18 protein-coding genes are annotated in these 22,827 nt (G+C 71.6%); 8 read left to right on the plus strand and 10 right to left on the minus strand.

All coding sequences use genetic code 11. The features are described from left to right. Positions 1–131: 131 nt before the first annotated feature. Together ACHZ99_RS30500 and ACHZ99_RS30505 are read left to right on the plus strand one after the other, a co-directional pair. Positions 132–1,250 carry a 3-dehydroquinate synthase family protein gene (locus ACHZ99_RS30500; protein WP_420308057.1) on the plus strand — a complete coding sequence of 373 codons (1,119 nt, stop codon included), beginning with the start codon at positions 132–134 and terminating at the stop codon, positions 1,248–1,250. Further along, complete coding sequence (locus tag ACHZ99_RS30505) at positions 1,195–1,629, plus strand: type II 3-dehydroquinate dehydratase (protein ID WP_420308058.1); 435 nt, start codon at positions 1,195–1,197, stop codon at positions 1,627–1,629. The genes ACHZ99_RS30500 and ACHZ99_RS30505 overlap by 56 nt, the downstream gene beginning before the upstream one ends. A gap of 20 nt (positions 1,630–1,649) precedes the next feature. Here ACHZ99_RS30505 and ACHZ99_RS30510 read toward each other — a convergent pair whose 3' ends face one another. Next, complete coding sequence (locus tag ACHZ99_RS30510) at positions 1,650–2,558, minus strand: ROK family protein (protein ID WP_420308059.1); 909 nt, start codon at positions 2,556–2,558, stop codon at positions 1,650–1,652. 426 nt (positions 2,559–2,984) lie between these two features. On the opposite strand from ACHZ99_RS30510, the gene ACHZ99_RS30515 reads away from it, so the two are divergent. The 5 genes from ACHZ99_RS30515 (at position 2,985) to ACHZ99_RS30535 (ending at position 11,877) form a co-directional block, all read left to right on the plus strand. Then, positions 2,985–5,624, plus strand: coding sequence for a BTAD domain-containing putative transcriptional regulator (locus tag ACHZ99_RS30515; protein ID WP_420308060.1), 2,640 nt, complete (start codon positions 2,985–2,987; stop codon positions 5,622–5,624). Between the two features lie 360 nt (positions 5,625–5,984). After that, positions 5,985–8,756: a helix-turn-helix transcriptional regulator gene (locus ACHZ99_RS30520; protein WP_420308061.1), complete on the plus strand. Its 2,772-nt coding sequence runs from the start codon at positions 5,985–5,987 to the stop codon at positions 8,754–8,756. 190 nt (positions 8,757–8,946) lie between these two features. After that, positions 8,947–10,104 carry a 3-deoxy-7-phosphoheptulonate synthase gene (locus ACHZ99_RS30525; protein ID WP_420308119.1) on the plus strand — a complete coding sequence of 386 codons (1,158 nt, stop codon included), beginning with the start codon at positions 8,947–8,949 and terminating at the stop codon, positions 10,102–10,104. Next, positions 10,101–10,934, plus strand: coding sequence for a shikimate dehydrogenase family protein (locus ACHZ99_RS30530; protein WP_420308062.1), 834 nt, complete (start codon positions 10,101–10,103; stop codon positions 10,932–10,934). The genes ACHZ99_RS30525 and ACHZ99_RS30530 overlap by 4 nt, the downstream gene beginning before the upstream one ends. Before the next feature lie 160 nt (positions 10,935–11,094). After that, positions 11,095–11,877, plus strand: coding sequence for a hypothetical protein (locus tag ACHZ99_RS30535; protein ID WP_420308063.1), 783 nt, complete (start codon positions 11,095–11,097; stop codon positions 11,875–11,877). 25 nt (positions 11,878–11,902) lie between these two features. Here the strand turns inward: ACHZ99_RS30535 and ACHZ99_RS30540 are convergent, their stop codons facing one another. From ACHZ99_RS30540 to ACHZ99_RS30570, 7 genes are all read right to left on the minus strand, one after another. Next, on the minus strand, positions 11,903–12,589 hold the full coding sequence (locus tag ACHZ99_RS30540) for an HAD-IA family hydrolase (protein ID WP_420308064.1): 687 nt from the start codon (positions 12,587–12,589) through the stop codon (positions 11,903–11,905). 10 nt (positions 12,590–12,599) lie between these two features. Beyond that, positions 12,600–13,733 carry a Gfo/Idh/MocA family protein gene (locus ACHZ99_RS30545; protein WP_420308065.1) on the minus strand — a complete coding sequence of 378 codons (1,134 nt, stop codon included), beginning with the start codon at positions 13,731–13,733 and terminating at the stop codon, positions 12,600–12,602. Then, complete coding sequence (locus tag ACHZ99_RS30550; protein WP_420308066.1) at positions 13,730–14,893, minus strand: DegT/DnrJ/EryC1/StrS family aminotransferase; 1,164 nt, start codon at positions 14,891–14,893, stop codon at positions 13,730–13,732. Before ACHZ99_RS30550 ends, ACHZ99_RS30545 begins: the two co-directional genes overlap by 4 nt. Positions 14,894–15,586: 693 nt before the next feature. After that, a complete protein-coding gene (locus tag ACHZ99_RS30555) occupies positions 15,587–16,699 on the minus strand; it encodes a type III polyketide synthase (RefSeq protein WP_420308067.1) in 1,113 nt (370 codons plus the stop codon). Between the two features lie 97 nt (positions 16,700–16,796). Continuing rightward, on the minus strand, positions 16,797–18,017 hold the full coding sequence (locus ACHZ99_RS30560; protein ID WP_420308068.1) for a beta-ketoacyl-[acyl-carrier-protein] synthase family protein: 1,221 nt from the start codon (positions 18,015–18,017) through the stop codon (positions 16,797–16,799). After that, complete coding sequence (locus tag ACHZ99_RS30565; protein WP_420308069.1) at positions 18,007–18,291, minus strand: acyl carrier protein; 285 nt, start codon at positions 18,289–18,291, stop codon at positions 18,007–18,009. Before ACHZ99_RS30565 ends, ACHZ99_RS30560 begins: the two co-directional genes overlap by 11 nt. Positions 18,292–18,338: 47 nt before the next feature. After that, on the minus strand, positions 18,339–19,307 hold the full coding sequence (locus ACHZ99_RS30570) for an acyl-ACP desaturase (protein ID WP_420308070.1): 969 nt from the start codon (positions 19,305–19,307) through the stop codon (positions 18,339–18,341). A 266-nt stretch (positions 19,308–19,573) separates the two neighbouring features. On the opposite strand from ACHZ99_RS30570, the gene ACHZ99_RS30575 reads away from it, so the two are divergent. Next, positions 19,574–20,344, plus strand: a complete 771-nt coding sequence (locus tag ACHZ99_RS30575) for a vWA domain-containing protein (protein ID WP_420308071.1) — start codon at positions 19,574–19,576, stop codon at positions 20,342–20,344. A 37-nt stretch (positions 20,345–20,381) separates the two neighbouring features. Here the strand turns inward: ACHZ99_RS30575 and ACHZ99_RS30580 are convergent, their stop codons facing one another. Both ACHZ99_RS30580 and ACHZ99_RS30585 read right to left on the minus strand, forming a co-directional pair. After that, positions 20,382–21,122 carry a hypothetical protein gene (locus tag ACHZ99_RS30580; protein ID WP_420308072.1) on the minus strand — a complete coding sequence of 247 codons (741 nt, stop codon included), beginning with the start codon at positions 21,120–21,122 and terminating at the stop codon, positions 20,382–20,384. Between the two features lie 111 nt (positions 21,123–21,233). Next, the gene (locus tag ACHZ99_RS30585) at positions 21,234–22,766 is read right to left on the minus strand and encodes a hypothetical protein (protein ID WP_420308073.1); all 1,533 of its coding nucleotides are present in this window, start codon (positions 22,764–22,766) and stop codon (positions 21,234–21,236) included. Positions 22,767–22,827: the final 61 nt, after the last annotated feature.

A 22,827-nucleotide genomic window follows, 5' to 3' on the forward strand; every position in this document is an offset into this window, starting at 1 on the left:
TTTTCAGTCTTGCCGCGACCCCCGGCGCCGGACCCCCTGATGCGCCCCCTATGACGTCCCTGTCTTTGGTCCCGGGGGTGGGGCGGCGGCGCCGTCGCGGAAAGGATCCGTACCGGACGGGAGGGGTCTTCATGGCAACGCGGACGCACCGGCACATCGACGTCGGCCTGGCCGAACGGTCCTACCGGGTGTCGATCGGACCGGGGGTGCGCCACACGCTCCCCGAGGTGATCGCGAAGACCGGTGCGAGCCGGGTGGTGGTGGTGTCCGCCAGGCCGGCCGAGTGGGTGCCCGACCCGGGGGTGCCCGCCGTGATCGAGCCGGCCGGCGACGGCGAGGTGGACAAGACCCTCGCCACCGTGGAGCGCCTGTGCCGGCGGTTCGCCGAGGCCGGGCTGACCCGCGCCGACGCGGTGGTGTCGGTGGGCGGCGGGACCACCACGGACGTGGTGGGGCTGGCCGCCGCGCTGTACCACCGCGGCGTACCGGTGGTCCATCTGCCGACGTCGCTGCTCGCGCAGGTGGACGCCAGTGTGGGCGGCAAGACGGCGGTGAACCTGCCCGAGGGCAAGAACCTGGTGGGCGCCTACTGGCAGCCCCGTGCGGTGCTGTGCGACACCGACTACCTCGGCACGCTGCCCCACCGCGAACTGGTGGGAGGCTACGGGGAGATAGCCCGCTGCCACTTCATCGGCGCCCCCGACCTGCGGGGGCTGCCGCTGACGGAGCAGATCGCGGCGAGCGTGGCCCTCAAGGCGTCGGTGGTGGCGGCCGACGAGCGCGACGCGGGGCTGCGGCACATCCTCAACTACGGCCACACCCTGGGGCACGCCCTGGAACGGGCCACCGACTTCCGGTACTCGCACGGCGAGGCGGTGGCGGTGGGCACCGTCTTCGCGGGACGGCTCGCCGGGGCACTCGGCCGGATCTCCCGGGCGAGGGAGGCCGAGCACCTCGACGTCGTCTCCCACTACGGGCTGCCCACCGCGCTGCCCGCCGAGGTGGGCACGGACGCGCTCCTCACGCTGATGCGGCTCGACAAGAAGGCGACGGGCGGGCTCACCTTCGTCCTCGACGGGCCGTCCGGCGCCGAACTGGTGCCGGGCGTCCCGGAGCAGGTGGTGGCCGCGACGCTCGCCGCGATGCCCCGGACGACCAGCACGCACGATCCGTCGACGGCCGAGGGAGCCGACCATGCCCGAACTGCTGCTGCTGAACGGTCCCAACCTGGGCATCCTGGGCCGCCGTGAGCCCGAGGTGTACGGCACCGACACGCTCGCCGACATCGAGAAGGCGGTCGCCGCGGAGGTGGCGGCGCGCGACTGGCGGGTGCGGGCCTTCCAGAGCGACTCCGAGGGCGAACTGATCGGCGTGATCCAGGACAGCTACGACACGGTGGGCGCCATCGTCAATCCGGGCGCACTCATGATCGCGGGCTGGAGCCTGCGGGACGCACTGGCGAACTATCCGAGCCCCTGGATGGAGGTCCATCTCTCCAACGTGTGGGCGCGCGAGTCGTTCCGCCACGACTCGGTGATCGCCCCGCTGGCCGACGGCGTCATCGTCGGGCTCGGCGCCCTCGGCTACCGGCTGGCGGCGCGGGCCCTGGTGGCCCTTCCCGCCGCGTAGTCTCCGGCGGCCCCCGCCACTCAGCCGTCCCGGCGCGCGAGCAGCAGCGCACCCGCCAGCGAGGAGAGGCCGTCCAGCGCGGCGGGCCGCACCTCGGGGATCGGCACCCCCGTGCGCCGCAGCTCGTCCGCGCGGGCGGCGACCTCGGGCACCAGCTGCGGAATCCCGGTGGCGAAGCCGCCGCCGACGACGGCGAGGGCGGGGCGCAGCACCTCGCCGAGCGTGACCACGGCGGCGCCCAGCGCCGAGCAGGTCTCGGCCAGCGTCTCCCGCGCCCAGGGCTCGTCGTGCCCCACCGCCGCGGCCAGTTCGCCGTACGTCACCTCGCGGCCGCGCCGCCGCGCCGCCCTGCGCAGGGTCGCGGGCCCGGAGGCGACCGCCTGGAGGCAGCCCCGGCGGCCGCAGTCGCAGACCGGGCCCGAGCGGTCGACCAGCATGTGGCCGACCTCGCTGGAGCCCCGGGCACTACCGGGCACCGACCGCCCGCCGAGGACACAGCCCCCGCCGACGCCGGTGCCCACGCCGAGGTAGACGACGTCCGGGCAGCCGGCCTCGGCGGCCTCGGCGAGGGCGGCCAGGTCGCCGTCGTCGGCGAAGTGGACCCGTGCGTCCGGGAGCTGGCCGCGGGCCCACCGCGCGAGCGGGAAGCCGTTCCACGAGGGCCGGTTGGGCCAGGTCGTGACCCGGCCCTCGGCGTCGAGCGCGGCGGGCAGGGCCACCCCCACGGCGGCCGGCGGCGCCGGCCAGCGGGCGAGGAGCGTACGGACCTGGTCGGCGAGACGCCGGACGTCCGCTTCCACGGATCCGGGCCCGGGCCAGTGGAACACCGCCTCCCGGCGGGGCGGATCACCGCCCGCCGCCCCTTCGGCGCCTTCGAGCCGGAGTGCGACCTTGGTACCGCCCACGTCGATTCCCAGATAGCTGCGCACTCTTCGAGCCTAGGGATCGCCCGGCCGCGACCGCCCACCCGCCGACCACGGAGCGGTAATCCCGGGGTTGTGGCCTGTTTCACACGGTCCTGCCGCCGGAAGGTGCCGCCCGGCTCGAAAGCCCGTACGGTGCCGGTTCCCGCCGCTCAGCGCGCAGGCACGGAACTCGCGGCCGCCGTGCGCGGTTGACCGTCCCTGCCGGCCGGTCAATAATATACGGGTCCTCAATAGAACCAGCACAAACGGGCCGGAGAGCAAGGATTCTGCCCTACGGCCGTAAATCGTCCGCGCTGAATTTAGGACACCGGTGTGCAATTCAATCTTTTGGGTCCCCTGGAAGTCGTAGACGACGGCCGGCCGGTTGCCATCGGCGGTCTCCGACAGCGCGCGACCCTGGGGATTCTGCTGCTGCACGCCAATAAGACCGTGCCCACCGGCCGCCTGCTGACCGCCCTGTGGGGGGACGACCCGCCCCCGACGGCGCGCAAGGTACTCCAGAACGCGGTGGCTGGATTACGCCGCTCCTTACGTTCCCCCGACACCTCGATATCGCTGGACACCCAGGCATCCGGCTATCTGCTGCGGATCCCCGAGGACCACATCGACTGGTATCGCCACCAGGCACTGGTCGAGCACGGCAGGGCCGAAGTCGAATCCGGGGCCGGGGAGTCCGGGGCCCGGCGGCTGCGTGAGGCCATGCGGCTCTGGCGCGGCCCGGTCCTCGCCGACCTCGTCGAGGCCGGGATCGAATGGCCCGAGCTCGCGTCGATCCAGCGTACGCGCCTGGATGTCCTGGAGGACTGCGTCGAGGCGGAGCTGGCGGCCGGGCGGCACTACGAGATCGTCGGGGAGCTGGCGGCCGAGGTCCAGGCGGAGCCGACCCGGGAGCGGCTGTGCGGCCAGTTGATGCTGGCGCTGTACCGCTCCGGGCGGCACGCCGAGGCCCTCACCGTCTACCGGCGGGCCCGCGACACCCTGGTGGAGGAGCTGGGCCTGGACCCCGGGCGGGAGCTGCGCAGGCTCGAACAGGCCATCCTCAACCATGAGGAAACGCTCCTGCTGCCGCTCACGGACATGGCCCAGAACGAGCGCCCGGCGGACGGGCACGCCCAGGCGGGACCGCCCGCCGGAGCCGGCCCGACCCCGCCCGGCACGGCCGAGCGCAAGCTGGTCAGCGTGCTGATGATCCGTACGCATCTGGACCTGCGCACCGACCTGAAGGACCTGGAGTGTGTCTCCGAGGCCCTTCAGGCGGCCAACGCCGCCATCCGGCAGGAGGTCCAGCGGTTCGGCGGCGTCATCCACGGCGTCATCGGCTCGCTCTGGATCGCCATCTTCGGGGCGCCGGGCAGCCGCGAGGACGACGCGGAACGGGCGACGCAGGCAGCCCTGGCCGTACAGGAGCGGATGGCCGCCGGCATCCCGTTGGGTCCGACCGTCTCCCGGCTGTCCGCCGCCACGGCCGTGACCACGGGCGAGGCGATGATGACGCACCTGCCGAACGACCACTCCCCGCGGACGGAGTTACTGGGCGGCGTCTTCGACCGCTGCGCACAGCTCCTGACGTTCGTGTCGCCCGGCACGACCCGGGTCTGCGACGTCACCCTGGAGGCGAGCCGGCACTCCTTCGCCTACTCCCCCGCCCTCGACCAGCTGGGCGGCTGGCTGGTGACCGGCGACCTCGTGGGCGCCGGCCACCAGCAGCAGGCCGAGGCGCCCTTCGTCGGCCGGGAGAAGGAGCTGGATATGCTCCAGAGCCTCCTGGACACCGAGCAGCACCGGCACCGGCCCTGCCTGGTCACGGTGCTGGGCGAGCCGGGCATGGGCAAGAGCCGGCTGATGGCCGAGTTCGCGCGGCTGGTCGGTGAGCGGCCCGACGGGCCGCGGCTGGTGATCGGCTGCACCCGCTCCTTCGCCAGGGTCGGAGAGCCGGGCCCGCTCGGCGGGCTGGTGCGTTCGTACGCCGGGATCACCCATGCCGACTCCCCGGCCGCCGCGCGGAAGAAGCTCGACCTGGCGGTGCGCGGCCTCGTCGACAGTGAGCGGGTGGCCGAGTGGCTGCTGACCCACCTCACCCCGCTGGCACTGCCCGAGGAGGGCGTGGCGGCCGTGCTCTCACCGAGCCGCTCCTTTCCCGCCTGGCGGTTCCTGGAGGAGATCGCGAACAAGGCGCCGCTCGTGGTGGTCCTGGAGGACCTGCAGTGGGCCGACGACAGCCTGCTGGACTTCGTGGAGGAGGTGGTGAGTTCGGGGACGGTGCCGGTGCTGGTCGTCGCGACCGCGCGGCCGGAGCTCCAGGCCCGGCGGCCGAACTGGGGCCCGGGGCGGCTCAGCTCGCACGTCCTCACCGTCGATCCCCTGCCGGAGGCGGACGCCGCCGAACTCTTCGACGCCCAGCTGGGTCTGCCGTCGCAGGGCGACCGGCCGGGGGGCCACACCCGTACCGCCGATGTGCTGACGACCGAGCTGCTGACGGCCATCGGCGGCCACCCGCAGTTCGCCGTCGAGTACGCCCGCATCCTGCGCGAGGGCATCTCCCTGTGGTGGGAGCGCTCGGCGCCGGGGCTCAGTTCGTACCGTACGGGCCGCCCCGGGGGCGGGGAGACCGAACTGCCGGTGCCGCAGCGGGTGTACAACCTGGTCGCGGCGCGCCTGGATGCGCTGGCGGAACAGGACAAGAAGGTCCTCCAGGACGTCGCCATGTTCGACGCGGGCGTGGTCGCGGCCGCGGTGGCGGCGGTCGGCGAACTGCCCCTGGACGAGGTCCGGCGCAGGCTCGCGAAGCTGGAACGCGTCGGCCTGCTGGGCGAGACGCACTGCCAGGGGACCGAGGGTGAGCCGGTATACGCTTTCCGGAACTCCGTGATCTGCGGAATCACCCATTCCCAGATCCCCCGGGCAATTCGGGACGCCAAGCGGCAACGGGTCGCCGCGTGGCTGCGGCGGAATGAGAAAGACCGTCCTGAGTTCTATACGGAGAAGGAAGAGTTCACGGCGCCCGTACCCGGTGAATATCGCGTCCCGCCGGACGGCGACGCCTGGAACCTCACGTCCACTCACCGGTAATCGCCGCCGCCCGTTCCCTTCGCCCGGCCGGCGGCGTCCCCGCAGACCCTGTACCCGTGCGCGAGGTGACCCGCCCCGCCCCCGTACCCGGAAAGGGCAGGCAGGTGCAGCCGTGGTCGGCCAGGTGCCCGGCGGCGGAAGCCCGCGGTGGCGGCCGCGTCCGTGAGCGCGTGGGGGCGTCGGAGAGATCGCCCGGGCGGAGCGGCGGCAAGATCCCCGAACGGCCGGGGTAATCGGTTACGGCGCGATTGCCGATCGATGGGTGCGGCACAACGGGCAGGGAATGTCGGCATGCTAGTCTCCCCGAGGTTCCTGCTGCAGTCGATAGACACGAGCATTTGACGCTAATGGGGGGCTCACATGATTCTGGTTGAGCGTCATCAGCAGTTGTCCCGCCTCGAAGAGCTGGCTCGCAGATCCTCCTCCGGTCAGGGGCAGGTCGCCCTGCTGACGGGGCCGCACGCCACCGGCAGAACCGCCCTCCTGCAGGCTTTCGCCGACGACCAGAGCGAGCGCGGCGCTCTCGTGCTCAGCGCCATGTGTGACCGTTCCGAACGCGACCTCCCCCTGGGCATGCTCGGACAGCTGCTGCACGGGGCACCCCTGCCCGGTGCGCAGGCCGAGGAGATAGGACAGCTGCTCGCCGACGCCTCCGCCTCCACGGCGGAAGCGGCCGGCGCCGGCAGGCCGTCCACCCGGCTCACCTGCTTCTTCCACGACCTGTGCCTGCTGTTACGTGAAGTGGCACGCGACCGGCTGTTATTGATCACCGTCGACGACGTCGAGTACGCCGACGCCCTCTCCCTGGACTTCCTCGAACAGCTGATCCGGCGCAGCAGCACCGGCAAGATCATGGTCGTACTCACCGGCAACGACGAGCAGCAGACGCTGTGCTCGCCGTTCCACACCGAGCTGTCCCGCCAGCCCCATCTCCGCCATCTCCACGTCGCGCCGCTCTCCCCCGACGGGGTGCAGGAACTCGTCGCCCACCGGCTGGGAAGCGACGCCGCCGAACAGCTCTCGCCGGACCTGCACGCGGCGACCGGAGGCAACCCGCTGCTGGTCGAATCGCTCATCCATCACAACGGTGCGGCCCAGGGCGGTGTGGGCAGCTACGAACTCGCGGTGCTCAGCTACCTCCAGCGCGGCGACCGGTCCATGCTCGACGTGGCGCGGGCGCTGGCCGTCCTGGACCGGGACACCGACTGGGTGAAGCCGCACCAGCTCCTCGACGCCGACGTCAGGGAGGTCGAGAGCGTACGCCAGAAGCTCACCGAGGCCGGGGTCTTCGACGGCCACGGGTTCCGCCTGGACTCGGCGAAGGCCGCGGTCCTGGAGCAGATGCCGGCCGGGGAACGGTCCGCACTGCACCACCGGGCCGCCGAACTCCTCGCGGACGCGGCGGCACCGCCGGCCGTCGTCGCCGGCCACCTGCTCCGCGCGTGCACCACGCCGCCCGCCTGGGCGCTGCCCGCGCTGCAGGAGGCGGCGGAGCAGGCGCTGCGCGTCCACCACCCCGAGCGCGCCACCGGATACCTGGAGCTCGCCCTCGAAGGGCAGACGGAGCCCGGCACCGCGGCTCTGGTACGGGCCCGGCTCGCACACACCGAGTGGACCATCAACCCCGGTTCGGTGGGGCGCCACCTGCCCCGGCTCACCGAGGCGCTGCGCGCCGGCCACCTGGGGCTGCGGGAGGGGCTCAACCTCAGCAGGCACCTGCTGTGGCACGGCCGCAACGACGAGGCCACGGAGCTGCTCGGCCTGATCAGGTCGCACGCCGAGCGGTCCCCCGAGACCGCGGCCGAGATGCGCGATACGGAGCAATGGCTGGCGTTCACCTATCCCGCACTCGCCCGGCGCCGCCAACTGCCGTCCGGCCGGCCCGCCGGCGAAGGCCGGACGGTGCGGCCGACGGCCGACCCCTGGCTCCAGTCCTCGGCGATGCTGGCCTCGCTGATCTGCCACGGCCGGTCGGACGAAGCGGTGGCCCGGGCCGAGGGGACGCTGCGCGATCTGCACCTGGGGCAGCACACCTGCTGGGTCGACGAGGCCGCCCTGCTGTCGCTGGGGATCCTCACCAGCGCGGACCACCTGGACACCGTGATCGAGTGGTGCGACCGGCTGATCGACCGGGAGACCGGCGGGTGCACCCTGCCCTGGCGGGCGATCATCCTCGCCTCCCGGGCACAGGTGGCCATCCGCCGCGGCGACCTGACCGGAGCCGCCCGGCACGGCGAGGCGGCGCTGGCCGCGCTGCCGCTGCGGGGCTGGGGTGTCGGTGTCGGCATCCCGCTCGGCACCCTGCTGCTCGCCTACTCGCGGCTGGGCCGGTTCGACGAGGCCAGCTCGCTTCTCGCGCAGCCGGTGCCCGACGCCATGTTCCAGTCCCGGCACGGTCTGCACTATCTGTACGGCCGCGGCCATCTGCACCTGGCGACCCGCCACTACCACGCGGCTTTGGCCGACTTCCTCACCTGCGGCGAGCTGATCTCCGGCTGGGGGCTCGACCTGGCGGGCATCGTCGACTGGCGGGCCAGTGCGGCCGAGGCCTGGCTGCGGCTCGGCAACCAGGACCAGATGCGCCACCTGGTCAGCGACCAGCTGAGCTGGCCCGGCAGCGGCGGCGCCCGCTCCCGGGCGCTCGCGCTGCGCCTGACGGCGGCCATGAGTCCGGCCGCCCGCCGGCCCTCGCTCCTGTTAGAGGCCGTCGAGCTGCTGGAGCGCTGCGGCGACCGGTACGAGCAGGCACGTACCCTGGCCGACCTGAGCTCGGCGTACCACGCGCTGGACGAGAACCGCCGGGCCCGCATGATATTTCGCCGGGCACTGCACATGACCAAGATGTGCGAGGCCGAGCCGCTGAGCCGGGAGCTGCTCTCGGTGAGCGGCGAGCTGGCCGACCTCCTCTCCGCGGGCGGCGACACCGACAGGCTGGCGGTGCTGACCGGCTCCGAGCGGCGCGTCGCGGCGCTGGCCGCCATGGGGTACACCAACCGGGAGATAGCCGGGAAGCTCTACATCACGGCGAGCACGGTCGAGCAGCACCTCACCCGGGTGTACCGGAAGCTGAAGATCAATCGCCGCAAGGATCTGCCCAGCGATCTCACCTGGCACAGCGAGGTGGCGAGCTAGCGGACTCCGCCCGCTGGCTCGCCACCTCGCTGTTAGGGGGCGCGTTGGGGTGTCGGCCGGGACCGGGGGCGACAAGAATCAGGTCGGTAAGGGTAGTTGACGGCGAGATGATTCCCGGGAGTCCGCCTTGAAGGCCCATGCATCCGTCCTCGCCGGAGAGGATCACAGTCAGCAGGAGTGGGCGGCCGAGCTGGCCGCGGCGCTGGCGCGGCCCGCCGCGCAGCAACCGGACTGGCCGGACCCGAAGCGGGTACGCGATGCCTGCGAGACCCTGCGCGAGGCGCCCCCGATCGTGACGGCGGCCGAGACCCGCCGCCTGCTGGGACGGCTCGCGGCCGTGGCCCGGGGTGAGGCATTCCTGCTGCAGAGCGGCGACTGCGCCGAGACCTTCGCCGGGAACACCGAAGCGCACCTGCGCGCCAACCTGCGCTGTCTGCTCCAGATGGCCGGGGTCCTGATGCACTCCGCCGAGATCCCGGTCGCCGTGGTGGGACGGATCGCCGGCCAGTACGCCAAGCCCCGCTCCGCCGCCACCGACGCCCTGGACCTGCCGGTCTACCGCGGCGACGGCGTCAACTCCCACGAGCCGGTGCGCGCCGCCCGTACACCTGACCCGGACCGCATGGTACGGGCGCACGCACACGCGGCAGCCGCGATGAACCTGGTGCGGGTGGTGAGCCACGCCGGGGTGGAGATCTTCTCCAGCCACGAGGCGCTGCTGCTCGACTACGAGCGTGCGCTGCTGCGCCCCGAGCCCGGCGCCGCCCGTATCGACAGCGGCTCCGCGCACTTCCTGTGGATCGGCGAGCGGACGCGGCAACTGGACGGCGCGCACCTCGCGTTCGCGGAGCTGCTCGCCAACCCGGTCGGGGTGAAGATCGGGCCGGGCACGACTCCCGAGGAGGCGGTCGCGTACGCCCGGCGGCTGGACCCGGACCGCACGCCGGGGCGGCTGACCTTCATCAGCCGGATGGGGTTCCGGAAGGTCCGCGACGTCCTGCCGGCGATCGTGGAGCGGGTCACGGCCACCGGTCACCCGGTGATCTGGCAGTGCGACCCGATGCACGGCAACACCCATGAGTCGCCCTCCGGGTACAAGACGCGGCGACTCGACGAGGTGTGCGACGAGGTGCGCGGCTTCTTCGAGGTGCACAGGGCCCTCGGCACCCACCCCGGGGGCATCCACGTGGAGGCGACGGGCGACGAGGTCACCGAGTGCCTCGGAGGCGATCAGGAGCTCTCCGACGCCGATCTGGTGGCGCGTTACGACACCCTCTGCGACCCGCGGCTGAACACCCGCCAGGCGTTGACACTCGCCTCTTTCGTGGGGGAGTTGCTGCGGGGATGACTTCCTCCGGCCCCGAGGAGCGGGGAGCATCGATCACGCCGCCGATCAGTGGCGCCACCCGGCTGTACGCGGTCCTCGGCGATCCAGTGGCGCAGGTCCGGGCCCCGGCACTGCTCAACGCGCTCTTCGGCCGGCTGGGCAGGGACGCCGTTCTGGTACCCGTGCTCGCCACCCCGGATGACTTCACCGACGTGGTCGGGGGCCTCAAGCGCGTGGGCAACCTGGACGGGATGCTGTTCACGGTGCCGCACAAGGCGGCCGCCGCGCGGCTCGCCGACCGGCGCAGCACGGTCGTCACCGTGGCGGGCGGCGCGAACGCGATGCGCCGCGAGCCTGACGGCAGCTGGTCCGCGGAGAACTTCGACGGCGCCGGCTTCGTGCGGGGGCTGGCCGCGGCGGGCCACGTGCTGCGGGGCCGCCGCGTCACGGTGTCCGGTGCGGGCGGGGCCGGCAGTTCGATCGCCGTGGCTCTCCTGGACGCCGGTGTCGGCGGTCTCTCGCTCTACGACCCCGATGCCGAGCGGCTCGCCGCCCTGCTGAAGCGGCTCGACGAGCACTGGCCCGGCCGGTCGGTGGGCACCGAGGCGCCCGAGCTGGAGCTCGCCGACATCGTCGTCAACGCCACCCCGCTCGGGATGCGGCCGGACGACCCGCTGCCGTTCGACCCGGCGCGGGTTCCGCCGGGGCGGGTGGTGGCCGACATCGTGATGAAGCCGCGCCTGACCCGTCTGCTCAAGCGGTCGGCCTCGCTCGGCCTCACGGTGCACCCGGGAATTCACATGCTGGACGCACAGCTGGATTCCTACCGTCACTTCTTCCGTCTCGGATGACGCCCGTCACCTCGTTCTCAAGGGTATTTCAGGGGTATTGGCCGCGCGCCGGCGCTGCCTAGGATTATTCCCGCGCGTACACATACTCCCCTCCCCCGGAAATGAGGCGTTCCGCATGACTCGTGTCTGGTTGTCAGTGCGCATGATGAGGCATCACCGTATGGGGCATCACGACCATGTCTCGCTGCTCGTCACCGACGTCTTACCGGCCCTGGTCAGCCACCTCCGGTCCGCGGACGGGCAAGGGCGCTGGCGTTTGGAGCGCCACCCCGAATCCGCCCCGGTGGCCCTGGAAATCCGGTTCGAATCGGTGCCCGACGTCCTCGGCGAACTCGAACAGCGGGTGCAGCACGCGGCGGCACGGCTCGGCCTCTCCGTCGAGGTGAGCCGTACGGGTGCGGACGGCTCGGGCGTATCGGCCGCGCTTTCGGAACTCGCCAGCGAACTGGCCCTGAAGGTCCTGGGCGGCGGCCCACTCGACCGGGCCGAGCAGGTCTCCACGGCGGCGCTCCACCTGCGATTGCTCACCGAACTGACGCCGCCCGGAAACCGGCCCGCGTTTCTCTTTCTCAACTGGCAGCACTGGAGCCGGACATTGGGTCCCGCGCTACGCGTCGAGCTGCACGAGCAGGCGGAGAAGCTGGCGCCGGCGCTGCTCGCGGGCACCGTGGAGACCGCACGCGACCACCGCCACCGGCCGGCCTGGACGGAGTACGGCCGGGCGCTGCGCACCACCGTGGCGGACCACGCGGCGGCGGGCCGCCCGGCGCTCGCCTACGAGCTGTTCGACCACGCCCACCACACGCACCTCCGGTTGGGCATCACGGTGGCGGCGGAGGCCGTCGCGGCGCGGGCGCTGCGCTCCGCGCTGGCCGCGGCCGACCCGGCAGACACGAGCACGGCCCTGGAGGCCGTGCTCGCCGCCGCGCCGCTCGCGATCTGACCCGTCCGACCGCGGGATTCCGTACTCACTCCGCCACGGAGGCCCCGGTCAGCCGGAGCAGCTGGAGCAGCTCAAGCGGGTGGCGGAGTGCGGCGTCCGGGTCCGTGGCGAGCAGCGCGGCCTCGTCGGTCTCCCCCCACAGGGCGGCGACCGGCGGCACCCCGGCGCTGCGGGCACTGATCAGGTCGGTGACCGCGTCGCCCACCATGACCGTCTCGTACGGGGCCGTGCCCATCAACCGCATGGCGCGGATCACGATGTCCGGTGCGGGCTTGGCCCGGGCCACCTCGTCGGAGCCGACCACGTGGTCGAACAGGTCGAGTACGTCGAGGCGCCGCAGCAGCGAGCGGGCCCGCGGGCCGCTCTTGCCCGTGGCCACCGAGGTCCTGATGCGGTGCCGGCGCAGCTCCTCCAGCAGCTCCCGGACCCCGTCGAACATGGTGACCTGGTGCTCCAGGCGATAGCTCTCCCTGACGAAGGGCTCCTGCATGGCCGGGGGCAGCCCCATGATCCGCATGATCTCGGGGAAGTACCGCCCCAGGTGGCGGCTGTACTCCTCGAACGGGGCCGGGCCCGGCCCCACCACCTCCCGGTACGCGACCGCGAACGCGGCCCGCATCACGGCGAAGCTGTCGACGAGCACGCCGTCCATGTCGAAGACGACGCCGGCCGGCCGGCCGGTCCGCGCGAGCGAGTTGGTGTCGACGGACATGCCTGGCCCCTCACATCGTGGTGGTCGGTTGGGGTGTCGCCCCCGACGGATTCGAGGGCCTTGAGGTACGTCCCCGCGACGCGCGCGCCGAGGCGTAGAGGCGTTCGATCACGCGGATGGTGCGATCGGCCTCCTCGGCCGCCCGCCCCTTGGCGCCGGGGTCGGCGAGCCGGGTCAGGAGGTCGTCGAGCTGACGGTCGTACTCGACGCCGATCGGCTGGTCCGCCAGCGGTACGGCGTCCGTGCGGCCGTGCCGGCCCACCAGCAGCTCGGAGCCGCCGGCGCGCTGCGGGCTGAAGCCGAAGGTGCAGCGCAGCGACGCGGTGCCCGCCGTACCGTCGACGCGGACCGTGGTGACGTCGAGCGGCTCGTGCGAGGCCCAGCTGGTGCGCAGGGACACGGACACGCCGTCCTCGGTGACCAGGAATCCCCGCGCGGTGTCCTCCACGTCCGCGGTGACCGCACCGCCCGCGGGGGCGTCGCCCCGCCACCGCGCCGCGGCGGTGCCGCCGGCGATGAAGTCGGCGGAGACGGCCCCCGCGACCTGGTCGAAGCGGGCGGGGCCGATCAGCGGGCCCAGTACGTCGAACAGGTGCCAGCCGAGGTCGAGGAGGGCGCCGCCGCCGGCCAGTTCACGCCTGGTGAACCAGCCGCCGCCGGCCGGCACCCCACGGGCCCGTACCCAGGACGCCTCGATGTGCCGGATGTCCCCGAGGCCCTCCGCGGCGGCATGGAGTGCCCGGACGTCGGCCCGGTGCACGGCGGCGCTCCCGGCGAGCAGCACCGCCGGGCCGGAGCGCTCGGCGGCGGCGAGCCGCGCCGACTCCGCCGAGGTGAGGCAGACCGGCTTCTCCACGAAGACGGTCACGCCGCGCTCCAGCAGCCGGGTGGCGATGCTGCCGTGCAGGTGGTTGGGGACCGCCACCACGGCGAGGTCGACCTGCCCCGGTTCGAGTTCCTCGACCGACTCCAGGGAACCGGCGCCCGTACCGGTGGCCGCCCACGCCGCCCGGGCCTTCGGGTCCGGGTCGACCACGGACACCACCGTGTATCCGGGGTGGGCGAGCAGCCGGTCCAGCCAGATCTCGCGGGCCGCCCAGCCGAGTCCGACCATGGCGACCCGGACCTGCGGACGACGGTTCACAGGTGCGCCACGGCTTCCGCGACGACCGCGGCGATGTCGTGCATCTGCCGCTCGGTGCCGAGCAGGGTGCGGTGGTGCAGCCAGATCCCCTCGCTGTTGATGAGCTCCGAGTTGGGGCAGCGCAGGGCGATCTCCTCGGCGGTCTCGTCGGGGGACGAGTGCTCCCAGAAGGCGTCCGTGCGGTAGACGGCGCGGAACGCCGCGAAGGCGGGCAGGCCACGGGCGATCAGGTCGTCGACCAGGGCGTTGCGGCGCTCCTCGGTGAGGCCGGGCACCCGGAACATCGCCATGTAGTGCGGATTGCGGTCGGCCCGGTCGTCGACCTGCTGCGGCACCACGCCCGGGATGTCGGCGAGCAGCCGGGACAGCACCGGCCAGCGCTCCTCGCGGGTGTCGATCTGCCCGTCGAGGCGCGCGAGCTGGGCGCGCAGCACGCTCGCGGAGAACTCGTTGAGGCGGAAGTTGGAGCCGGAGGTGCGGTGCCGGTACGTGCGGTCCTCGCGGGGGCGGCCGCAGCTGTGGCGCAGGAAGCCCAGTTCGTAGGACTCGGCGTCGGGAAAGAGCACGGCGCCGCCCTCACCCGCCGTCATCAGCTTGCCGTTCTGGAAGCTGAGGGCGGCTATCGTTCCGAACTCGCCGATCCGGGTGCCCCGCCAGCGCGCGCCGTGCGCGTGCGCGGCGTCCTGGACCAGGGGGACACCGCTGTCCGCGGACAGCTTGCCCAGCGCGTCCATGTCCGCCACCAGCCCGGCCATGTGCACGGGCATGATTGCCTTGGTCCGCTCTGTGATCGCCTGCGCCGCGCGTGCCGGATCGATGTTGTAGGTGTCCAGGTCGACGTCGACCGGAACAGCGACGGCGCCGAGGCGCTGGGCGGCCTGCGAGGAGGAGATGAAGGTGAACGCGGGCACGATCACCTCGTCGCCGCCCCGCACGCCCATCACCTCCAGGGCCAGTTCGAGAGCGTGCGTTCCGTTGGTCACCGCGAGGGCGTGGGCGGAGCCGTGGTAATCCGCGAACTCCGCCTCGAACGTATCGACTTCCCTCCCGTCCATCCGCCACCACTGCCCCTGCTCCAGGGCCCGGATCAGTCCCGTACGCTCCGCGTCCCCGTACTGCGGCCAGGACGGAAAGTCTAAATTCCCAGCGAACTCGGTCATCGCAACTCTTTTCTGTTCGGGTGATTACCGCGAAGATACCGAGGGACCCGGGGGGACGTCATTCCCCTAACCATCCCCTAGCTCCCCCCAGAAAATGCGGGAATAGCGTTGCGGGTGGGTGAGAAGCAGCGGTGACAGGTGAGTTCGCGGGTGGCGCGGCCGGGCGGGCCACCGGGGGCGCAGCAGACGCCGCACGCCGTACGGGCCCGCCCCCCGGCCCGCTCCGCGATCGGCCGCGCTACGAAGCCGCCTCGGCGGCCGGCCGCATCCCACAGGTGAGCGCCTTGCCGATCTCGCCGACCGACTCCAGCGGCGCCGGGGTCGGCACGCCGCACAGCGCTCCCGCTCCTCACCGGCAAGCCCCGGCGCCGCCTCCCGAAGCGCCCGGGGGCCGACGCCGGTCAGCCGGGGCACGTGAAATTACAGCACGATCTCGTCGCGCACCAACGGAATCCCCGGGTCACGACACATCTGCTTATCCGGATGTGCGTCGACCGTTCGGAATACATTCATGAGGGCACGTGCCGTCGGCCGGTCGCCTCGGGGTGGCTGAGGTGACAGTCGTCAGGAATGCCGGCGTGCGCCGGATGACCTCGGCGTGGCCGCGTTCCGAGTCGTTCTGCCGGATCAGCGGGCCGCCGTCGCCCACCCCCGAATACCGCCGCCCCGGCCACGCGCCTCGTGGTGCGGTGCTCACCAGCGGAGCAGCACCTGCTCGATGGCGAAACCCGGACCCATGGCGGCGACGAGGCCGGGAGTACCCGGCGGCGGGGGCGATGCGAGCGCCGCGTGCAGGACGTCCAGGACGGAGACGGAGGAGAGGTTGCCCCGGGCTGCGAGGGACCGGCGGGTGAGGTCGAGTGCCTGGGGAGACAGGCCCAGGGCGCGTTCGACCGCGGTGAGGACCTTGGGCCCGCCGCCGTGCACGATCCAGCTGCCGATCCGGCCGGGCGTCAGGCCGTGGCGGCCGAGGAAGTCGTGGACGGCTTTGGGTACGTATTCCTCGGTGAGCGCCGGGACTTCGGGCGCGAGAAGGATGGTGAAGCCGTGGGAGCCGATGTCCCACCCGAGGGTGTCCTCGGTGTCCGGCAGGAGCCAGCTGTGGGTATCGGTGATCTCAGGGCCGGCCGGTGTGCCGGGCCGGTGTGTGCCGAGTGCGACGACCGCGGCCGCACCGTCGCCGAAGAGCCCGCCCGCGACGATGTTGGCCATGGAGGTGTCTTTCTGGCGGTACACCAGCGAGCACAGTTCGACCGCGAGGAGGACGGCCACGTGGCCGGGGTGGGCGCGCAGGTAGTCGTGGAGGCGGGCGAGGCCGACGGCTCCTCCCGCGCAGCCGTTGCCGAACAGCGGGATGCGTTTGACGTCCTGTCGTAGTCCCAGCCGTTGGGCGAGCCGGGCCTCCAGCGACGGCACGGCCAGTCCCGTGATGGTGGTGCTGAACAGGGCGTCGACCTCGTGCGGGTCCACGCCTGCCGTGCGCAGGGATCCGGTGATCACCTGCCGGCCCAGGTCGAGGGCGGTGTCGAGCCAGATGCGGTTGCTTTCGGTGAAGTCGTCCCGGCCGATGAGGTCCAGGAGTTCGTCCAGGGGCAATGACATGTGGCGGGCGCCGACCCCGGCATTGGACTGGACCTTGCGGGCCAGGTGGGTGCGTGCGTCGGACTTCGCCGGCATCCGGGCGGTCAGCGCCTCGGTCAGCTCCGACTGCGGATAGCGGTAGGGAGGAAACGCCGTGTGCAGCGCGGCCAGCCGGGGCCCGCGCGGCCGGGGGTCCGTGAGGCGTCCCGGTGTCGTCAGTGTCATGCGCTCAACCGTTGTCTTCCCTGCGGTCGCGGTCGCCGTCGCTTGCGGTGAGGTGGACACGCATCCACCCGGATCAGTCCCCGATGCCGGACAGGCCCTAGGCGGCCTCGAACAGCAGCACGGCGTTCTGCCCGCCGAAACCGAACGAGCAGCTGATCCCCGTGCCCGTGGTCAGCGGGCGCGGGCCGGCGGCCACCACGTCGAGTTTGTGATCGCCGTCCTGGGACTCGAAGTTCGCCACCGGGGGGATGCCGGCGTGACGCAGGGCGAGCACGGTGTAGGCCGCCTCGATCGCACCGGCCGCCCCGAGGGAATGCCCGATCACGCCCTTGGGAGCGGTGACCGGCGGCGACCGGTCACCGAAGACCCGGGCGAGGGCGGCCGCCTCCAAGGCGTCGTTGGTCGGGGTGGAGGTTCCGTGGGCATTGATGTGGCCGATGTCCCGCGGTCCGCACCCCGCGTCCTCCAGCGCCGCGGTCACGGCCTGGATGACGCCCCGGCCCTCGGGGTGCGGAGCGATGGGGTGGTGGGCGTCGGCGCTGGATGCGAACCCTCGCAGCAGGGCCTGGACGGGCGCGCCGCGGGAGCGCGCCGCGGCCAGAGGCTCCAGGACCAGCACGGCGGCGCCCTCGCCCAGGACGAAGCCGTCGCGCGCGGAGTCGAACGGCCGGCTGGCGAGACGGGGCTGGTCGCGGCGTCGGGACAGGGCCCGCATCCGTGCGAAGCACGCGGCCGTCATCCGGGACCGGGCGGACTCGGCACCGCCCGCCAGCACGATGTCGCACGTTCCCGACCGCAGCAGGTCTCGCGCGACACCGATGGCGGTGGCGCCCGAGGCGCAGGCCGTGGACACGGTGAAGTTCGGCCCGCAGGCTCCCAGATCGATGGCGACTTCACCGGCCGCCATATTGGGATTGCTGCGCGGCACGGTGAGCGGGGAGACCCGGCCGGGGTGGCCCGTCGCAAGGTGCTGGAGGGCCTTCTCGTACGCCGCCAGGCTGGTTCCTCCGACGCCCAGGACGACGCCCACCCGCTCGGCCCGCCAGGCGGGCGGGTCGAGAGCCGCGTCCACGACCGCGCGACGGGCCGCCGCCAGGGCGAACCGGATGAAATCATCCAGACGCGGCGTGAGCCGGCCGAGTTCCGCTTCGGCGTCGAAGCCGGTGACCCGGCAGGAGAAGTCGACCGGCATTCCTTCCAGGACGGGATCGGCGGCCGCGGTGGAGCGGCCCGCGCAGAGAGCGGCCCAGTTGTCGCCCGGGGTGAGTCCCGCCGGAGTGACCAGGCCGAGCCCGGTGACCGCGATGTCAGTGGGCATCGTGGAAACCCCGCGCCGCCTCACCGAGCGTCGCCGACGGCGAGAGGTCCAGGGTCTCCTCGGAGAGGACGACCCCGAATACCTCCTCCGCCGCCACGACGAGTTCCATCAAGGACAGGGAGTCCATCCCGAGGTCCTCGAAGGTGGTGGCGGTGCTGAGTTCCTCCGGGCGGACGGGCACCTTCACGTGCCTGGTCAGCAGGGTGACGAGGACGTCGGGCAGCGCGGGCTGCTCCGTCGCCAGGTCCACCGCTGGCTCGGCCGGATGCGTCATGTGGTGTCTCCCGTCTGTTCTCGCGGCAGGCGAACAGCCCGACCACGTCATTGGTGTGTAGCGGCGCCGTTCATCCGGGCGTACACGTCGCGCGCGCGGGCCGCCTGTGTCTGAAGGTGCTGCGCGTACAGACCGATCCGTTCCTGTGCGTGCTGCCCGGCCGGGCCGAGTCCGGGCATCGTCAGCACGCCGAGATTCCGGAGCAGCGGCACGACGACGTGCTCATGGTGGATGTCCAGATTGAAGATGCCCGCCGCGGCAATGCGCGCGGCCCGCGCCCGGAACCCGGCGATCGCGGTGCCGGGCATCTCGAAACCGCAGAGAACGTCGGCCAGGGCCGCCATCGCCTCGTCGGGGAAGAGGCGCAGGGCATCGTGGTACAGCCCCCGGTAGAAGAGCATGTGCAGGTTCTCGTCGGCCGCGATCCGGGTCATCAGCGCCTCGCCCACCCGGTCGCCGCACAGGGCGCCGGTGTTGCGGTGCGCCTGTCTGGTCGCCAGCTCCTGCACGGTCACATAGGCCAGGCAGTGCAGCGGGGAGAGCCAGTGGGCGGACCACCCGGTCGCCACGTGACTCATTCTCAGGCGCTCCAGAGCGACGGGGTCCACCACCCGGCGGGCATGGACGAAAGCCCGCAGTGCGGCCGAGTGCCGGTCCTCCTCGGCGGTCCACCGGTGGACCCACGTGCCCCAGGCACCCTCGCGCCGCAGACTGGTGGCGATCTCGAAGTGGTAGCTGGGGAGGTTGTCCTCGGTCAGCAGATTGACGACCAGCGCGTCGCCCACGGCCCGGGGCAGCGCCGACTGCTCCGGCGTCCAGGCCGCGCCCTCCAGCGGCCCGTCGAAGTCCCGGGCCGCGCTCCACGGCACGTACTGGTGGGGGAACCAGTCCCGTGCGGCGTCCAGATGCCGCTCCAACAGCCGTTCCACCGACGGCTCCAGGTCACGCAGGACACGCTCTGCCTCCGCGGCGGCTTCCGTCACCCGCTCGTTCCCTTCGTCGTCCCCGTGGGACATGCCTGTGCGGCGGACTGTTAACGCATGCGGGCCGCAACCGGAAACGACCTTTCACCCGTTCGGTCTTCCCGCGTCAACACGCCCCTCGCGACGTGCGGCTGAGCGTTGCGATCTTGATCAGTTTGCGGGCAGGGCGACAGGGCCCTGGCAAGTAGCCCGACACGCGACCGTGCCCCGGGCGCTGCCGGGGCCGGTTGGCCCCTCGTACGTCCATCCGCGCCGACCTACGGTGGGCGCCTTCCGTCCGTCCACTCCGGGGGAACCGCATGGGGATCGACTACACCAAGCCGCTGCATCGACCGGCCACCGGGAGCCCGGCCATCAGCCTGGAGAAGGTCCAGGCTGCCGCTCCGCGCCTGGTCAACCTGTACAAGACGGCACGCGTCTCCCTGGAGAAGAGCGGCCTGTCCGGGCAGCGCGCTGCCGTCTACCTCGTGCTGGACCGTTCCCGCAGCATGAGCGGCCACTACCGGAGCGGCACCGTCCAGCACCTCGCGGAGCAAGCGCTGGGGCTGTCCGCGCACCTCGATGACGACGGCACCGTGCCCGTCGTCTTCTTCTCCACCGACGTCGACGGCGTCGCCGAACTGAACCTGCACGGCTACGAGGGACGCATCGGTGCGCTGCACGGCAGCTTCGGGCCCATGGGGCGGACGAACTACCACGTGGCCATGCAGGCCGTCATCGATCACTACACGGCCTCGGCTACGGCCGAACCCGCCCTGGTCATCTTCCAAACCGACGGCGGCCCCACGTCCCGCACCGCGGCCGAGCACGTGCTGTGCACCGCCGCCCGGCTACCGATCTTCTGGCAGTTCGTCGGTTTCGGCGACCCGGAGAACAAGCAGTTCGACTTTCTCCGCAAGCTCGACGAGTTGCCGGTGCCGTCCAAGCGGGTCGTGGACAACGCCGGATTCTTCCCGGCCGGGGCCACTCCGGAGGCCCTGTCCGACGCGGCTCTTTACGAGGCCCTGATGAGCGAGTTCCCGGACTGGCTCCGCGCCGCACGCGCCGCAGGCATCCTCGCGGGCGCCTGACGGCACCCGATCCGAGCGGCCCACGCCGCACCACTGCTCACGTGAGGTTGGCCACCTGAGCTTGGACGAGGGCCGCCGGGAGGGGCCCGTGGTCCTTCTGATCCAGCGACTCGAGCCGAAAGGAGGCGGTCTGCGTACCGACCCTGACAACGGTGAGATATTCCGTGAACACGATGTCCTCATCCTTGACGTCCTCCACCCGCAACCGCACCGACACCGACTCGTCGGCTTCCTCCGCCACGCGGGGACCGTCGATCTCCTCGACCGAACGCACCGGCGCCGAGCTGAGAGTCCGGTCCTCGGTGAAGCCGTCCCCGCACGCGTCGGTGGCGTCCCGCAGGGCCTGCATCACCGTCTCGGCGTCGCCACCCCGATAGGAGCGCAACTGAATGTCGACAGAAGGGGCGGTCAACTTCGGGCCGGAATCGGACTCAAACGGGTCGGCCGCACGGTTGACGGTCGCGACCGGATCCGTCTCGGTGGCCCCTTCAGCCAAGCTGACCAGCGGCTGGCACACGCGCTTGGACGCCGTGTAGCCGAGATCGTCGTACGAGGGCTCCTCGGAGACAGGCAGGCTGACGATGTAGCCTCCGGCTGTACTCCCCTCGCGGAGCGCGGCCTTCTTGAGCCGACCCTCGGACCAAGGCTTCGCCGCCGCCTTGCCAGGCGCCTTCGCGCCGCCCTGATCGCCGCTCTCCCGGGTACCACCACCGCAGGCCGTCAACGGCACGGCCACGAGCACGCCCACGGCGAGCCCGACCATCGAAGTGCGCTTCACCGGGCCCCCTCCTTCACCGCATCCGCGGCCCGGTCGGCTTGAGGTATGACGTTCGCATCCCCGCCCCCTTCTCCCTCTTCTTGTCTGACGTAGTCACCTTCGGAGTTCAATTCAGCCGCCTTTCGCGCCCGGCAGGTTACCGAGCAGCAACGCTTTGAGTTCCTGGTCGATGTTCGAGTGAACCGTCTCGATCGCAGCCAAGTAGCCGCTGTGGTCTGCCGGCCAGTACCTCTTGCGGACAGCGGACTCAGCGGCGATGGAGAACATCACGGCCTGGTCGACAGCGGAGAGGAAGGACCATCGGGTGCCCTCTTTCAGCTCATCCTCGCCGACCTCCACCACAGCATCAGCGGTAGCGTTCTCCTTACGAGCCTCCCCGCCTGGCCAACGGGTGATGTCACGCACCAGAGTCCATATGTCGTTCGCCGCGACGACTTGCTCGCGGTAATCGTTGAGGGCGGCGCGCCACTGCGATCCCGGCCTTGACCAGTCGTACACGTTCAAGACCTTCAGCAGGCGCTCCTCGACGGCATTCTGCTTGCTCCGCTGGTCCCCGAGCTCGTCGTCACCCCGAAGGTCCCGCACTTCGATGCCGAGGATTTCCTCAAGTTCCTGCGCGGTCAGCACACGCGCGGTGGTCGTCCCACTCAGGGTGCGATAACCCCGGAGATACTCGATGACAGTGGTGGTCCCGACAACCCATTCCGTACGGCTGATCGTCAGCCCTTCCTTCGCCTCGATCGCCTGTCGCAACCCGCCGCTGTACGCCAGTCCCTCCGGTACGGTCGTGGACGCCGTGAGCTCGACAGCGCCGTCAACGATGTCGTAGTCCTGGCCGAGTCGAGCGCACTCTTCGGCATGGATCGCCTGCTGAGCCCGAACTTCGAGGTTGACCGCCTGGTAGCCGCACGTGTCGCCGGTCCCGAAAGTGTGATGCAGCCGATCTCTACCCGACGGGGTCAACCAGACGGACGGGCCAGGGCCCACGGTGAAGTGTTCCCCCCGTTCGAGGCTCTCCACGAAACGCGACAGGCCACTGAGTATTCTGGTATCCGGCTCTCGCAACACTGTGAGCACCTGAGCATCCGCGACCTTGTCCGCCACCAGGTGATTGATCTCGATAACCAGTGCTGCTGGGCTGCCTCGACGGAACGATTCGTCGACGGTTGTGCGCTGGTTCTCCCGGAGCTGATCGTGAGCGAACTGGTCGAACGAGCCGAAGGTCACCTCTGCCGCATATGCCTTCTGGCGCATTGACAGCTGGAAGTCGGGGGCCAGTACCTCAACCGACATTCCTAATTTCCGCAGCACAGGACCGGTGATCCGAGCCTCCTGCGCGGCTTGGGACTCGCCAGGTGCGATCACATGGACGCCTTGATCGCCCAAGGCCAACAGGAAGGTCGCAAGGAGGCGGACGCTCCGCATTCTTTCCGGCCCACGCCGGCTGCCTCCATGCAGGACGACGCCACCCGTCAGTGCCACCGCCAGGTCGATGTCGGCTTCATCGAACTCCAGAGGGCCGTCGTTCGGAGCAGCCTCGCGCACCAGATGCCAAGCTCTGGGCGCAAGCGCAGCCGGTGCTTCACCAGCTATGCAACGCCTCCGGAGGTCGAGAGCATCGCGGGCGAGTTGCTCTTCACGCACAAGTATCGCCTTGATCAGTCAGTTCAGCCCAGCCCGGGTAGGTTCAAGGGACATCCGCTCC

It is taken from the genome of Streptomyces sp. MAR4 CNX-425 (assembly GCF_048656465.1).
Taxonomy (GTDB): Bacteria; Actinomycetota; Actinomycetes; order Streptomycetales; family Streptomycetaceae; genus Streptomyces.